The organism is Sporosarcina gallistercoris, assembly GCF_050459885.1.
Lineage (GTDB): Bacteria > Bacillota > Bacilli > Bacillales_A > Planococcaceae > Sporosarcina > Sporosarcina gallistercoris_A.
Map to the genome: position 1 here is coordinate 18,519 of NZ_JBCMNO010000024.1, position 15,730 is coordinate 34,248.

Consider the following 15,730-nt stretch of genomic DNA (forward strand, 5'->3'; position numbering starts at 1 on the left):
GAACGTGTCATTGTAAAAAACAGTTCCTTAATCTGTTCGCACTGCTCCTGCCGCTAAAAAAACATTCGCTTTCTTTTCGGACAAGATATCTTTCGAGACATATTCACTCAATACAAAAGCCTAATAACGAAGGTGTGCAAAATCCTTCAATAATACTGGATCCATCCCTTTCTTTACTCGCATCAATTTCTGCGCCTGAAGAGTCTCCTTTAAGTACTCAAATACTTTCCTAGAAGGGCATAAAAAAAAGTGATGAAACGCAATGCCTATGGCTTTAGACGTTTCGATCACTTTAGAGTGAAGATAATAGTAGACATACTGTATAAAGAAAATAGGGTTTCTCTAGGTTGATTGGTGACGGGCGCAAGTTACAACACCCCAACATTTGATCTAGAACTTTTTTATGGAATCGCAAGTCATTTCGATTTGAATCGTTGCGTCTTATCCCATCCGATCACTTGTCGATTCTTTTTCGCCTTCACATACAGAATCAGACTCCGAACGAACAAGTACGAAAACAGCTGGGCATACGTGAAATACATGATGACGCTGATGAACACATTAAGCGGCGTAAAGGTTCGCTGGGTCGCTTGTGCAGCAAACAGCTGCGTTGTGTATACGATATATGCCAAGTACCATATGAACAAGAGTGGATACGTATACTCAATATAGAAGATATTCAAAATCCCGAGGGCGAACCATACATACGAAATGATAAGGAACAGCCAAAAGATGACGTACACGAGTAACTGGTGAACGGAGTGAACGAGCAGCTTCCCTTTGAAATAGCCGGGTTCCGTTAACGTTTTTTCGACAATATACAAGTTCCCTTGTAGCCAGCGCGTCCGTTGTTTCAAGTAAACACGCAGCGTTTCCGGTTCCTGCTCCCACGTAATCGAATCCGGAACGATCGGTAAATAGTAACCAGCTTTCGTTATACGAAGCGTCAGTTCCGCGTCTTCCGCGATCGCATACGGATCATATCCGCCCAGTTCCTCAATGACACTGCGCTTTACGAGCATGTTCGTCCCTGTCAACGATCCGGTCTTAAACAGCTGCCAGCGGCCGGATTGCATGAGCAGTTGAAACACTTGGAATTCTATTGAAATCATACGAGTTAGCCAGTTTTGCTGCTCGTTAATGGTCCTCACATAACCTACAGCGCCTGCAGACTGCTCATTCCCCTCTGCTGTTGCCACTAACTTGATGAGCGCTTCAGAATCTGGTTGATTGTCCGCGTCATAGACACAATAGTATTTGTTCGATGAAATACTCAAACCATAATTGAGTACACGGGATTTCCCACGCGGTTCACCAGGAGGTACCTGAATGTGGTGGACGTTTTTGAACGTCGCCGCAAAATCTCCCGCAATCTCTCCGGTCTCATCAGACGAATTGTCGTTCAACACATATATCTGCAAATCTCCGGGGTAATTCAGCGCTGTCATCGCCACAATCGTATCTTTAATGACAACTCCTTCATTATGCGCGGGAATCAGAATATCCACGCCTGGATAAAAATCCAGCACAGGAATCTCCTGTTTCCTCAATCGATTATATAGACCCGCGAGCGTCAAGAGTGAATAGTATCCAAGCAGCATCAAGAACAATGCAGTTGTGAAAAACAACAGGATTTTCACGTTGAAAATCGCAGCTAGCACAAGACCTATTAGAAAAACAGCTGCTAAGACGAGCAAAGTGACGAGACGCTTATTCATGGAATCACCAGCAATTCTTCAATGGTACGTTCCCCTTCAATCTGCCGGATGATCCAGTGGATCTGCTCGAAAGCTCCCTCTTCAATTTGCAGCTTCATCTCTTCTTTCAATCGTTCCTCTACAATCTTGAATCCATCTTCACTAATGTTTTGGAGTAACACAACAATTGTTTTGTCATCAAAGTGCCCTACGAGATCATAATGTTTTCGCAATGTACCGATTAGGACGGATGAGCAAGCGGTCAGTGCTTGTTTGCGCGCAACTTTCCGAATTCGCGATATATCCACTTGAACGAAATATCCCGGCTCGCTATGACGCGCCATTGTCGACAATACGATGGATGACTGCTTCTCGAATTCCCTTTTCGTTAAGACACCATGTTCCGAAATGTATTCTTGTAACTCTTCGAGACGGTTCTTCAAGACCGTGTTTTCCGAGCGATAGGAATATACATACTTAGCAATGCTATAAAGGGCAAAGAGATGCAGTAAAAACAAAAAATGAGTACCGATTCCTGCCGCTTGTTCGCCTGGAGACCATCCTTCTGCAAAAGCCCTGTATAAGAAATAGAAAACCGTTGTTAACGTCAGCACGATAAAAGCGAAGAATGCCACACGGTCAGTCACTAGGAAAAAGAAAACTGCCGCTCCCACTACTCCTAGCAATATGTACAGTGCATTCTGGTAACTTTGCAGCCCTATCAATACTACAGCGGATGCTAACCAAACAGCTGCAGCTATCGGCATTTGGATCCGTTGCCATAGAGTTGTGCTATTCACTTCAACGTCCCCCTCTTTTCGTCTTTCTCATGATTCTCTTCCCTAATAATATATTCAAAAACACAGAATGTTTGCCAGTGTTTCTTATGGGAATACTTGAACTAGATACTCGGTAAGGAGGATGTTACACATGACGAAAGACAAATATGAAAAAATCGACGAAAACGTAAAACCTCAGACTCAGGATCAGCAACCTGGCGTGGAAGCGGAGATGTCACCTCAGCCGATTTACGATGATGAGATGTACAAAGGTTCCGGCAAGTTAGCCGGGAAGAAAGCGCTGATCACTGGAGGGGATAGCGGAATCGGTCGAGCAGTTGCCGTCGCTTTCGCAAAAGAAGGTGCAGATGTCGCAATCGCTTATCTAAGTGCGGAAGAAGACGTGGATGCAGATAAAACCGTGGAACTCATTGAGAAATATGGTGGCAAAGCATTTGCAAAACGTATAGATATCAGTGAAGAAGAGAACTGTGAAACACTCGTGGAAGCAGTCGTTGAACAGTTCGGCGGTCTGGATGTGCTCGTGAATAACGCAGGAAAGCAATTTCCTCAAAAATCATTGCTGGATATTTCAGGTGACCAATTACGGGAAACGTTCGATACGAACTTTTTCGGACTCTTTTATTTAACTAGAGCCGCATTGCCTCATTTGAAAGAGGGAAGCTCGATTATCAACACATCATCAGTCACAGCTTATAACGGGTCTCCTGGGTTACTGGATTATTCCGCTACAAAAGGCGCTATCACCTCTTTCACGCGCTCACTCGCCTTGAACTTGGCGGAGCAAAAGATCCGTGTGAATGCTGTGGCACCAGGTCCAATTTGGACACCTCTCATTCCGGCGACGTTCGATGCGCAGACAGTCAAGAAACATGGCGACAATACGCCGATGAAACGTCGCGGCGAGCCTGCAGAAAATGCACCCGCTTACGTATTCCTTGCATCGAACGATTCGAGCTATATGACTGGCCAAACCATCCATGTCGATGGCGGAGACTTTGTTGGTTCCTAATTGAATGTTAAAAAGCAGCGACACCTCATATTGAAGGTGTCGCTGCTTTTTTAGTATTCGCATTGACGTTGAATTGTGTACATGCATCAGTTATTTCTCCGATGACCTTCACCATCTGGCCGATTCATCCAATAAGAAGTGGATAACTTAATCCGATCATCCGAATGGCACGCAACGAACCAAAAAGTCCTGTGGATAACCGCCATTCCATCCCCAATTGGGTATAACCATGTCACCATCCGTCGATAACTTTTCTAAGCACTTGAATTTTATCCACAAAAAAATCGGCAGACATATTAACGTGTCTGCCGATCTTTTGTAATCTATATATTAAGCTTCTGCAACGTCTGGTGTGGAATGACGTTTTTTGAACAGCAATGCGAAATAGCCTGCTGTCAACGCGAGACTTACGGCCATGAATCCAAGCAGGATTCCATTTGACGTCCAGAGATGTGTCATATCGTCTGTGGAAATGGATGCTTTGAATGCTTGGACAGAGTATGTCATCGGCAAGAATTTATTGAAAATCTGAAGCGGTTCCGGGATCAATTCCAATGGGAATGTACCCGCGCTTGTTACGAGTTGCATGATTAACACAAGAATCGCCATGAAGCGGCCTGCATCACTGAATACAGTAACGAACAACTGCACGAGCGCGATGAATGTATAACTTGTAATGATCGCCGTGAGGATGAACAATGGCGTGTTGATCGTTTCCATGCCTAATGCGTATTTGACGACGACCACGGCAATCAGTGCTTGAATGAGCCCAACTACTGCGAGCACGGAAACTTTACTTGCAAACCAGCGGAATGGACCAGTTGGAGATATTGCTGGTTGAACAAGTGGAAATACGATGGAAAGTAACAACGCCCCTACGAACAATCCTAGGGATAGGAAGTACGGTGCGAATCCTGTTCCGTAGTTCGGCACTTCGTTGACTGCCGATTTTTCTACATTTACAGGTGCGCCTACCATATCGTACGTTTTGTCGGATGGCTTCACTTCTGAAGCGGTGTCGTTCGCTTCACTTAACTTCTCTTGAAGCGTACCAGTCCCTTCGTTCAATTCTTTCGCTCCGTCAGCAAGTGCTGACGATCCTGCTGCCAGATCTTGTGATTTAGAAGCGAGAGTGCCTGTTCCATCCGTTAACGTTTTCGTACCTGCCGATAACGCAGACAGGCCATCGACCAGCTTACCGGAACCCTCTTTCGCAGCAGTTGCGCCTGCAGCAAGTTTACCAACACCTTCGCTCAATGCTCCATTCCCTTCAGCCAATGCGGACGATCCTGCAAGCAATTGCCCGGATTTACTGTTCAATTCATTTACTCCTGCAAGAGCTTGTGCATGTGCTCCTGCCAATTGTCCTGCTGCACCGTTCAGCTCCTTCGCCCCCGATTGAAGCGCTGCGGTACCTTGTGATAATTCACCTAGTCCGCCTGCCACTTTTGCACTGCCTGCTTTCAATTCGCCGAGTGCTCCTTGTAATGCAGCTTTTTGTTCTTCAGGAAGTTCAGCTAAAATGGGTGCAAGCTGATCGGACAATTGCCCGATTCCTGCATTCACTTCCTGTGCTCCCCCTGTTAATTGACCAGCTGCGGCATTCAGGGAACCGGATTTTTCAGCAAGGTTGTTCACACCTGCCCCGAATTCTTTTTCTTTTGCACCAATCTGTTGATAACTGCTTGCGAGCTTATTCACACCTTGTGTGTATTGAGACAACCCCGCGTTCAATTCGTTTGCTCCCGCAGATGCTTTCTGTGCACCGACTTGAAGTTCGCTTGCACCCGATGACAAGGTTCCGAGTCCCGAATTCAGAGAGGTTGCCCCATTTGCTGCTTCGATGACACCTTTTTTCAGCTTATCTGAACCATCTGCAAGCGTAACTGTGCTAGATGCAAGTTGTTCCAAATAACCCTTTAAATCATCTGCCCCGGAAACAAGTTTGCCAGACCCGTCATGCAGTTTTCCTGCACCGTCAGCCGCCTCCCCGAATCCATCCCCCATTTCTTTAATGGAATCAAAGAGCTGCTCCGCATACGTGGATGATACTTTTTCATTCACTTCAGCCTTGATGCGATCCATCGCAGTTTCTCCGATTTGTGCTGAAAGGAAGTTGAAACCTTCGTTCGGCTTGTAGATGAGCGCTAGTTTTTCCGGTGATTCATCCAATAACGTCGTTGCGTGTTGGGAAAAATTATCCGGAATCTCTATCGTCATGTAGTAGTCTTGGTCACTGAGGCCTTTTTTAGCTTCTGAATCGGAAATACTTTGGAAGTCAAACTGCTTACTATCGACGAGTTTGTCGACGAGTTCTTTCCCAAGGTCGAGTTCCGTTCCTTCATACTCTGCCCCTTCGTCATTATTTACAACTGCAACGGGCAACGCATCCATATTGGCGTATGGATCCCAAAACGCCCATAAGAACATCCCTGCATATAACACCGGTATGAAAAGAATCGCAATCATTGGCACAATCATCTTACGCGTGCGTAATAATTGCTTCCATTCGGCTCCTGTCATCGTCTTTTTCATCATTTTTCCTCCTTGACTGATTGACCACTTTAGCTTTATGGTCATTATTACTTGAAAAAATAAGTCTCAAATTAAGAGACTTTTAAATATGGTATTACTCAGCAAATCGATGATTTCCGTTTCATCCAACTCTTGACCGTGAGTTTTCCCCCAGTCCACAACGAGTGCCATATACGACTTGAACAGCAAATAGGCAACCATTTCGACGTTGCATGATTTGACCTCACCGCGATCCATACCTTTTTGTATTTTTTCAGCAATGAATTTTACAATCTGTGTTTCGATATCCGCTAACACTTCTTGTACAGCGGGCGTCCGGATTTCTTTTCCTTCATCAATCAGTTTGGCATACAATTGGTGCGTTGTTCTGAATTTCAATATCGACATAAGACGAGCATGTGCATTCTCTTCAAACGTGCCGCCATCAATTGCGGCTGCTTCCGCTTCAGTCCTCATCTCTTCTATCATCCCGACAACAATGGCGTTGAACAGTTCTTCCTTGTTAGCGAAGAATGTGTAAATTGTCCCTTTCCCAACGTTCGCAATTTTGGCGACTTGGTCCATAGTGGTTGCTTTGTAGCCAAACAGTGCGAAGGATTTTGCAGCGGCTTCCAAAATCTCCGTTCTGCGATCCATGTACCCACCTCTTTCATCGTGAAATGACTATAATTCAATTACGGTCATTTGGTCATTCCTTATACTACGCTTCCTTTAAAAAAATTGCAAGGGATTTTCGAACCGCTCCCAAAAGAAAAAGCGGAGGTCGCTTTTGCACCTCCGCTCTTCTAGTCCTATTCGATTTTGCTGGTTTTATTAGAACTGATGAATGACAATAGTTCCTCAGCGTTTGCGAACCCTAGCTCTTCCACTGTACGTGCTTCTCGGAAGTAATCGTCTCCAACCATTGTACCTGCAAGGGTGATGATGGAATCAGCCACAGGTGTTGGCAATCCGAGATGTTTCCCGAGTGAGTGAAGAAGACCGAGACCCATCGGAACGTCTTCCGTAATATAGCGGTTGTTAACGGATTTTGTATGCAAGTCCTTGACACTGTCTGCGTAGATATCAAATGCTTCGTCATCTGACTGGGCTTCGGGGTCAGTAAATGTACGTACCTTGAACTCTTCGATGTACGAGCGGCGTTTTGAGCCGATTCTTTCGAGCAAATCCATTTTTTCCTGATCCAACTCGTTTGCGACTTTCCATGTAGATGGAGTGAACCCTTCCGTATACATGGAAAATTGACCATCCGAGTTTTCGATATACGCTGCATTCAGCGCGATTCCCACTGTGTGCATGATGAGATTCGGATTGTGCAGTGCAACTTCCGCCATATTTTCACGCGGAATACAATTGCCTAGAATCGGTTTCAACGTATGACATGCTTCTTGAACCCGATCTGCCGGAATGGAAGCTATGGGATGTCCGTAGTTCTCTGAATACAGCGTAACCTCACCGGAATTTGTGATTCTACAACTATATGGCAACGTCTCACCTTCAACAAACAGAGGGGCATCTTCTGTTCTTCCGATTCGTTTCAATTCATTCAAAAAGTAGATGCTGCCTAGATACCCAGGACAGATGTAAACGGTTTGATGCTTTTGTAAGTGTGGAGCTAGAGCGCTCGCGAGGGACTTGTGGTAATTCGAGACATAGTAAATGAGGATAATATCTGCTTGTGGTATAACTTCTGCAGGATTGCGCGTCACAGCATGAAGTGGAACAGTCTGCTGTCCGTCTCCTTCTATTAAGGTAATGCACTTTGTTTCTTCCAATTTAGCAAAATGTTCGTTTGGCTGATTGCTTAGTTTCAACATACTGACCTGGTGACCATCACGTGCTAGACAAGCAGCCGCTGTAGAACCCCCGTGTCCTGAACCAACAATCGTAATATTCAATTTTAGTTTCCCCTTTCATGAAAAACTTTCAACTTCTTTGTATAATTGTTTTTTTCTTCCACACTCACAATGCTACCATGAATTCCAACAAAAGTCTATCTTGGTTGAATTATCAGATTTATATAATTGGAATGGCAACTTGAAAAGCTCTCTGGACTTTTATCACCACTTCGATACTTCCACCAATTAGTTTGAAGATCCGGTTACTGGATTTGCAACCTTCCCTGCAAATAACAATAGGTCTGCCTCTCTGTCATAGACAGTGAAGAAAAACGGTTTGGCTGCTGTGATTTCGAAAACTTCTCCTAATGACGCCGATTCGGTATCTACAGCGATGGATGTGACAGCTGCTGCCTCTGTTCCTTTTTCATCCACAGAGAGGTAAGTTTTCTGAAACACTTTGCTCACAAACAATCGATTTTCATCCTCCACTACCACCTTACCTAATTCCGCTTCTTCACCAAATGCTTGGTACATTCCTAACTCCTGGAGCACATCATTCAGTAGAATTTCATAATCGAGCTGGAACTTCGGTAAACGGACGATTCCTGGTAGTGTTTCAAATGAATTCTTCCACTTTTTGCGGTTTTCAGCAGTCCAGGAAGAGAGGAGTTCTTCGAGATTCCGACCCTCTTTTGGGACATAGATGTCCATCATCAGCTTTCCCTCGTTTCCGTAAGGCAGAGTTACTGCCTGGAACTGGTCCGTTTCCAAATAAGAAAGCTCTTCATTCAACTGCATGAATGGAACTTTCCTAACCGTTCCGTCTGTCAGCTTGAAATCATCGTCTTCCGTTAGATTCTCATTGAACGGATAGGACCAGGACGCTTTGAAATAAACAGCGTTTAACAGATACAGGACAAGGCTTTCATCTAGAGGTGCTTGGACAATTTCGTCAATCTTCCCGTTCGTTGCATGCTGAACCCATTCGTTCATGAGTTCTGCGGATTCCGGGTCGGTGATGTCCATTTCTTGAGCCTCTGCTAAATAATAATCTTGTGTAAGCTGTTTGAATTCTTCTTGCAGCGTGTATGCATCATTCACCCAAATTGAATTCGCGGTCCTGAATGTCAGCCCATCATCCGAGTGTTGAAGATGAGCCACCAATGATGCGTTCGCGCGGTTGATGGACTCTGCGTCCATTCCCATTACCTGCATCGCTTCTGTAATCTGGTCCCGGGTCTGTCCCTCCGCTCCGTTTTGCAGCATGGACAATGCCATGAACAGACTGACTGGAGACACGAATACATTGCCGTCTTCGTCTGGCTCCGCTTTCGATATCAGTTGTGCTCCAAGTTCGTTTGTCGGCTCGCTTAACTTCAAGTAATCGTCTTCTCCGAAAAATACGGAAAATTCGTCTGCCTTCGGTTCTTCTTTTATTGGCGGAGCCTGGACCGCCCCACACGCTGATAGCACTATCGCAACACTGAAAGCCATCGCAAGTATAGCTTTTTCACTCATAATCACCCGTCCCCTTTACTAGATGAGTCGGTTCGGGTGTTGAAAAGTTACATAGTTCACTCAAACGGCCAGGACGGCAACATATTGTTGAGAGGCTTGTCTTGCCGATACCCAAGCACATACTCGGCTTGCATGATTGTATGGATTTCCCGGGTACCTTCATAGATAACCGGAGCCTTTGAGTTACGTAAGTACCGTGCAACTGGATAATCGTCCGAATATCCATACGCACCATGGATTTGAAAGGCATCGTCCGCAGCTTGGTTAGCGAAATCGCATGCTTGCCACTTCGCTAATGACGTCTCTCGCGTATTGCGCAATCCGGCATTTTTCATCTCACCCGCCCGGTATACTAGCAGGCGGCTCATTTGATAGCCCGCTTCCATGTTCGCAATCATTTGCTGCACGAGCTGATGCTGACCGATCGGCTTTCCGAACGTACTGCGTTCTTCACAATAGGCGACACTCGTTTCCATACACGCTTGAATCAGGCCGACAGCCCCCGCCGCTACTGTGAAGCGTCCGTTATCGAGTGCGGACATCGCGATTTTAAACCCTTCACCTTCTTTCCCTAACAAGTTGGCTGCAGGGATCCGGACGTCGTCGAAGAACAATTCGCCCGTGTTGCCGGCCTTGATGCCGTATTTGTTTTTAATGGCTTTGGATGAAAATCCGGGCATTGTGCGCTCGACGATGAACGCAGAAATCCCATGATGTTTTTTCGATTTATCCGTATAAGCAAAGATGAGGAAGTGATCTGCACGATCACATAATGAAATCCACGTTTTCTGCCCATTCAACACATATTCATCGCCTTCAAGAACAGCGGTTGAAACCATTGCGGCAACGTCGGATCCTGCACCAGGCTCCGTCAATCCGAACGCGCCGACTTTCTCACCTGTTGCTTGAGGGGTCAAATACTTCTGCTTCTGTTCTTCCGTTCCCCATTGCAGGAGTGTCAATGAATTCAGACCTGTATGGACGGATACCGCGGTTCGGAACGCGGTATCCCCGCGTTCCAGTTCTTCACACAAAATGGCAAGAGCGTTATAATCCAAGCCGCTGCCGCCATAGATTTCCGGAATACACGTCCCCATGAATCCGAGGTCTGCGAGTTCTTTCCAGACTTCGGGATCGAAACCGCCTTCTGCATCCCATTTCGCGATATTCGGAAGGATTCGATCATCGACGTATCGTCTTACTGTTTTGCGAAGCAGTAACTGTTCTTCCGTAAAGTTGAAATCCATCTCTTTTCCTCCTTGTATCGATCGGATTAGAGTGCAGCTTCACCTGTGTGTACGGCTTCCGTAATGTGAACGCCCCGTTTGCCCATCTCTTCAATATATAGTTCTCCCGGGACAATCATTTCCGGCGGATACACACCGCGTTTTGTAATCGTGCCGCTGCCGATCATTTGGGCGACAACGGAGATTGTATTCGCAGTGGCAAGCGCCATTGCGGTTTCGTTCATATCCGTATCTTTGGTCACAGTCATGTTGTACTCATAAGTTGCAGGCATGCCGGAAGCCTCGCCATTTACAAGGACACGGAGCAAGACTGCATCTTTTTTGTCACCGAGCAGCAGTTGAGGTGTGAGGTGTTCACGCATGACATCGCGGACGCGTATTGGCCTGCCATCGACTTGGATTGTCGATTCACGTGACAATAAGCCGAGGTCTACGAGCAACTGGAACTTTTCTGCGTGACCCGGATACCGCAGTGTTTTATACTCAAGCGTTTGAACGTCCGGGAATGATTCGATCAGTGTGGACGTTCCACCGGATGTATGGAATGCTTCCATATCACCGAATCCATCGAAATGAACGGTTTCGATTTCTGATAGCGACGGCAGCTCCAGAATTTCCCCGCCTCGGACGACACGCGAAGAATCGGTATAATGGTCAAAGACGCCTTCTAATGAAAATACGATGTTGTAGTTAAGCGGAGGATCGGGATTGACGGGCACGCCACCTACATACAAGCGGATGGACTCGACCTTATCCAATTTATCCGCTCCGAGGCCAGTTAGGATGTTGATCATCCCGGGGGCGACACCGAGGTCCGGGATGACCGTTACGTTGCGCGCTTCTGCTTGTTCTTTCATCTGCAGGACAGCATCCGTCGCTCCGCCGATATGACCTCCGAGGTCCACACAATGAACGCCCGCTTCGATTGCCAGTTTTGCAACCTGCTCATTGAATGTGTAGAACAGCGCATTGATGACGACGTCACCGAGTGCAATGACTTCACTCAGTTGCAATTCGTTACGAGCATCCAGTACTAAGATACTGAGTTTGTCGGACATGAGCTCATCTGCAAAATTTTCCGCTTTTCGAACGTCTTGATCCGCTAAGTAGACAGCCTTCACCCCGTCACTTTTCACCAAGTCCCGAACGGCTTCTTTCCCCATTAACCCTGCACCCAATACGACGACTTTCATCCAATCAGCCTCCTTTTAGTTGTTATCGATCTGTGCCCGCTGCAACTTGCCGCTGAAGTCTACGTAAATACTCTTCCACTCCGTGAATACATCCAGTGCTGCAACACCTGAGTCCCTGTGACCGTTGCCCGTTCCTTTTGTTCCGCCGAATGGCAAGTGGATTTCCGCACCAGTTGTTCCGGCATTCACGTAAACGATTCCTGTGTCAAGATCTCGTTGTGCTTGGAAGATTCTGTTGACATCTCTTGAGAAAATCGAGCTGGATAAGCCATACACCACACTGTTGTTCACTTCAATCGCTTCTTCTAAACTGCTGATTTCTATCAACGAAATGACAGGTCCGAAGATTTCTTCCTGCGCAAGCCGACTATCCGGTTCAACGTCTGTGAAGAGTGTCGGTTCAAAGTAATGCCCGCCTGTATAATGGCCTTCGGTCAATGTGTTTCCGCCTGCTAGTAGTTTCGCACCCTCTTCTTTACCGACATTGACGTAATAACTGATTTTCTCGAGTGCTTTTGCGTTAATGACAGGTCCGATTTTGTTCGATTCGTCCGCCCCATCTCCAATCGTCAGGTCTTTCATCGCTTCCAGCAACTTTCGCTCAAGTTCCTGCTTTATATCCCTATGCGCAATCACCCGGCTGCATGCAGTGCACCGCTGCCCAGCTGTACCGAATGCGCTCCAAAGAATGCCTTCTACGGCAAGGTCTATGTCCGCGTCGTCCATGACGATAATGGCATTTTTGCCCCCCATTTCAAGCGAGACTTTTTTCAAATGACGTCCGCCCAGTTCCGCGACACTGCGTCCTGTTTCCGTCGATCCGGTGAATGAAACAACACGGACATCCGGATGCTCGATCATCGCCGTCCCGACGGTGCCTCCACTTCCGAATACGACGTTTGCCACACCTGCAGGTAAACCGGCTTCTTCAAAGATGAGTGCCATTTCATACGCCATCATCGGCGTTTCCGTCGCAGGTTTCCAGATGAATGTATTGCCCGCAACAATCGCCGGGAACGATTTCCACGTTGCGATGGCGACAGGGAAGTTCCATGGTGTGATTAACCCGACGACGCCGATTGGTGCTCGAACGCTCATCGCGAATTTGTTATCGAGTTCAGAGGGAACGGTTTCACCGAAGAGACGGCGGCCCTCACCTGCCATGTAATAGGCCATGTCGATACCTTCTTGGACTTCACCACGCGCTTCTTCTATGACTTTCCCCATTTCTTTTGTAAGTACTTGGGAAAGATGCTCTTTCTTTTCAATCATGATTCGCCCGATTTCATACAAATATTCTGCTCGTTTCGGTGCGGGTACCCGCGCCCATTTCTTTTGCGCCGCTTTCGCTGCAGCGACCGCTTCGCTGACATCCTCCGCTGTTGATAGGCGAACGTCCGCTAATGTTTTCCCATTCGCTGGATTTTTTACTGCTGTATAGTCCGCTCCTGTCTCGTTTCCCCATTGCCCATTGATGTAATTGTTCAGTTTCATTAGTGCATTCCCCTCTCCAGATAGATCGATAGATTTGTAAGCCCTTTCATACTCTATTCGACAGTAGTTTGTGATTTCCTTTCATTGGATACGTGGAGAATTTAATTGGTTGTATGTGATTTGGGATGCTCGTTTTATTGTGGTTATGATCACTTTCCACGGTTTATGAGCGCTTTCCTGTGGTTATGATCACTTTCCTCAGTTTATGAGCGCTTTCAAGCTGTTATGATCACTTTCCTCAGTTTATGAGCGCTTTCCTGCGGTTATGATCACTTTCCACGGTTTATGAGCGCTTTCCTGCGGTTATGATCACTTTCCACGGTTTATGAGCGCTTTCCTGCGGTTATGATCACTTTCCATGATTTATGAGCGGTTTCCTGAGAATATGATCATTTCCCATGATTTATGAGCGGTTTCCTGAGAATATGATCATTTCCCATGATTTATGAGCGTTTCCTGAGATTAAGAACAAATTCTAAGTATTATTCGGCTCCATGGTCGGGTGGCACTATGATGAAGGGGAATTCGCTGAAATTCCTGTAAATCACCACGAACCTATACATGAAATGGTTCCTAAAAATAAGCGCAGCGCTACCAAGCAATCGTTTAACCTTGCCAAAATTGTCTCGTTGCCACTTAACCCTCCGGAAGAGATAAAACCCATGTATGGATTCCAAACAAAAAGCCCTTCATCGGAAATTCCATTCCAATGAAGGGCTTATAATTAACCGTTTTCGCTATGCGTTTTTGTTTCCGCTGGCATTCCGGGATTAGGTTGATTTTCGATTTTAGGCGGTAGGACGCGTCTTATGAATAACGTCAAGACCAGCGCCACGCCTGCAATAACGGTGGAGATGAAGAACGCATGGTTAATGCCGTCGAGCTGAGCTTGCCGGGCCACTTGGATCTTGAATTCTGCCACTCCCGAAGCATCTGTCGGCAGTTTGCCTGTTGCTGCTGCATTTGCAGCAATCTCAGCACCCGCAGATTCCGCACGTTTTGTCATGAGTGTCAAGAGAATCGCGGATCCAATCGCACCTGATACTTGTTGAACTGTACTGTTCATGGCAGTACCATGCGGGTTTGAAACCATCGGTAACTGATTCATACCGTTCGTCATGATCGGCATGGTCACCATCGACAGTCCAAACATACGGGCAGTGTATATCGCCATAAGTTCATAATAGCCTGTATCCATCGTCAGCTGGCTCAGCATATACGTCGTGAGCATTGTGATTGCTAACCCTGTAATCGCAAGTCCTTTCGGTCCGTATTTATCGAACAGCTTACCAGTTATCGGTGACATGATTCCCATCAGGACAGCACCCGGCAGCATGAGCAGACCGGAGTCAAGAGGTGAAATGTGACGGACACTCTGTACGTAGAGCGGTGTCAAAATCATTCCTGAGAACATAGCAACGGATACAACCACCGATATGATCGAGGACAACGCGAACATCGGATGCTTGTAGATTTTGAAATCGAGCATCGGATCTTTTTTTCTAAGCTGTCGAGTGACGAAAAGAACAAGTCCAATCGCACCAATAATAATTGTTCCGTATACTTCAATCGCAGTCCAGCCTTTACTCCCCGCCGAACTGAATCCATACAACAATCCACCAAATCCGATACTTGAGAGAACAATTGAGAAGACATCGACTTTGACCGGCTTATTCGGCGTAATGTTGTGCAATTTGAAGAACGCATACACCATCGTGAATAATGCAATCGGTAAAACGATGATGAACAACGCACGCCAAGAGTAGTGCTCCACAACGAACCCAGATAGCGTCGGTCCAATGGCTGGAGCTGTAAACATGACAAGTCCAAAATAACCAAGTGCCTGCCCGCGTTTTTCAATAGGAAACGCAACGAGCATGACATTCATTAGAAGTGGCATCAGAAGTGCTGCACCGGAAGCTTGAATCATCCGTGCCGCTACTAATAGCGAAAAGTTCGGCGTAACAATCGCCAAAAAGGTTCCGGCTGAGAACAGTGCCATTGCGGTTAAAAATAACTGTCTATTTTTGAATTTAAGAATGAAAAAAGCGCTGGCTGGCATCATAATACCGCCGACAAGCATGTAGCCAGTCGTAAGCCATTGCACTTGAGAAGGAGTTATCTTAAATTCATCCATAATCGTCGGGAGTGCGATATTCAATAAGGTATTGTTCAAAATCGCAACAAAAGCCCCGATAAATAAAATCGCGATTATGCCGTATGGCGGCTTATCTTGCATTTTTTTAATGTGTTCATTAGTTTCCATCCAGCAATCTCTCCGTTTCCTTATTAGTTCGTACTTCGAAAAACATCATGAAGAATATTTTATACTCACAGTCCAAATAAATCAACAAAAAAATCTAGAAGTTTATATTTCATTGATAAATGGAGGT

At 46.1% G+C, this 15,730-nt stretch carries 12 protein-coding genes; 1 reads left to right on the forward strand and 11 read right to left on the reverse strand.

The genetic code is table 11. The features are described from left to right. Positions 1-416: 416 nt before the first annotated feature. Together ABE021_RS14125 and ABE021_RS14130 are read right to left on the reverse strand one after the other, a co-directional pair. Positions 417-1,718, reverse strand: a complete 1,302-nt coding sequence (locus tag ABE021_RS14125; protein WP_430289526.1) for a glycosyltransferase family 2 protein — start codon at positions 1,716-1,718, stop codon at positions 417-419. Next, positions 1,715-2,497, reverse strand: coding sequence for a hypothetical protein (locus ABE021_RS14130; protein WP_430289529.1), 783 nt, complete (start codon positions 2,495-2,497; stop codon positions 1,715-1,717). Before ABE021_RS14130 ends, ABE021_RS14125 begins: the two co-directional genes overlap by 4 nt. A 130-nt stretch (positions 2,498-2,627) precedes the next feature. Between ABE021_RS14130 and ABE021_RS14135 the strand changes: the two genes are divergently transcribed. Beyond that, positions 2,628-3,509, forward strand: coding sequence for an SDR family oxidoreductase (locus ABE021_RS14135; RefSeq protein ID WP_430289530.1), 882 nt, complete (start codon positions 2,628-2,630; stop codon positions 3,507-3,509). Positions 3,510-3,595: 86 nt separating this feature from the next. Here the strand turns inward: ABE021_RS14135 and ABE021_RS14140 are convergent, their stop codons facing one another. The 9 genes from ABE021_RS14140 to ABE021_RS14180 all read right to left on the reverse strand — a co-directional run bounded on the left by ABE021_RS14140 (position 3,596) and on the right by ABE021_RS14180 (position 15,603). Further along, a complete protein-coding gene (locus ABE021_RS14140) occupies positions 3,596-3,748 on the reverse strand; it encodes a hypothetical protein (protein ID WP_430289531.1) in 153 nt (50 codons plus the stop codon). A gap of 91 nt (positions 3,749-3,839) precedes the next feature. Continuing rightward, positions 3,840-6,044: a YhgE/Pip family protein gene (locus ABE021_RS14145; RefSeq protein ID WP_430289532.1), complete on the reverse strand. Its 2,205-nt coding sequence runs from the start codon at positions 6,042-6,044 to the stop codon at positions 3,840-3,842. 66 nt (positions 6,045-6,110) lie between these two features. After that, positions 6,111-6,680 (reverse strand): TetR/AcrR family transcriptional regulator, encoded by a 570-nt coding sequence (locus ABE021_RS14150; protein WP_430289534.1) that lies wholly within the window; start codon positions 6,678-6,680, stop codon positions 6,111-6,113. Between the two features lie 155 nt (positions 6,681-6,835). Then, a complete protein-coding gene (locus tag ABE021_RS14155; protein WP_430289536.1) occupies positions 6,836-7,942 on the reverse strand; it encodes an NAD/NADP octopine/nopaline dehydrogenase family protein in 1,107 nt (368 codons plus the stop codon). A gap of 186 nt (positions 7,943-8,128) precedes the next feature. Beyond that, positions 8,129-9,403, reverse strand: a complete 1,275-nt coding sequence (locus tag ABE021_RS14160; protein WP_430289538.1) for a serpin family protein — start codon at positions 9,401-9,403, stop codon at positions 8,129-8,131. A 56-nt stretch (positions 9,404-9,459) separates the two neighbouring features. Further along, positions 9,460-10,650, reverse strand: a complete 1,191-nt coding sequence (locus ABE021_RS14165; protein WP_430289540.1) for an acyl-CoA dehydrogenase family protein — start codon at positions 10,648-10,650, stop codon at positions 9,460-9,462. A 26-nt stretch (positions 10,651-10,676) separates the two neighbouring features. Next, complete coding sequence (locus ABE021_RS14170; RefSeq protein WP_430289542.1) at positions 10,677-11,843, reverse strand: saccharopine dehydrogenase family protein; 1,167 nt, start codon at positions 11,841-11,843, stop codon at positions 10,677-10,679. 15 nt (positions 11,844-11,858) lie between these two features. Then, positions 11,859-13,337: an aldehyde dehydrogenase family protein gene (locus tag ABE021_RS14175; RefSeq protein WP_430289543.1), complete on the reverse strand. Its 1,479-nt coding sequence runs from the start codon at positions 13,335-13,337 to the stop codon at positions 11,859-11,861. A 724-nt stretch (positions 13,338-14,061) separates the two neighbouring features. Next, entirely contained in the window at positions 14,062-15,603 is a 1,542-nt protein-coding gene (locus tag ABE021_RS14180; protein WP_430289544.1) for a DHA2 family efflux MFS transporter permease subunit, read from the reverse strand. Between the last annotated feature and the right edge of the window lie 127 nt (positions 15,604-15,730).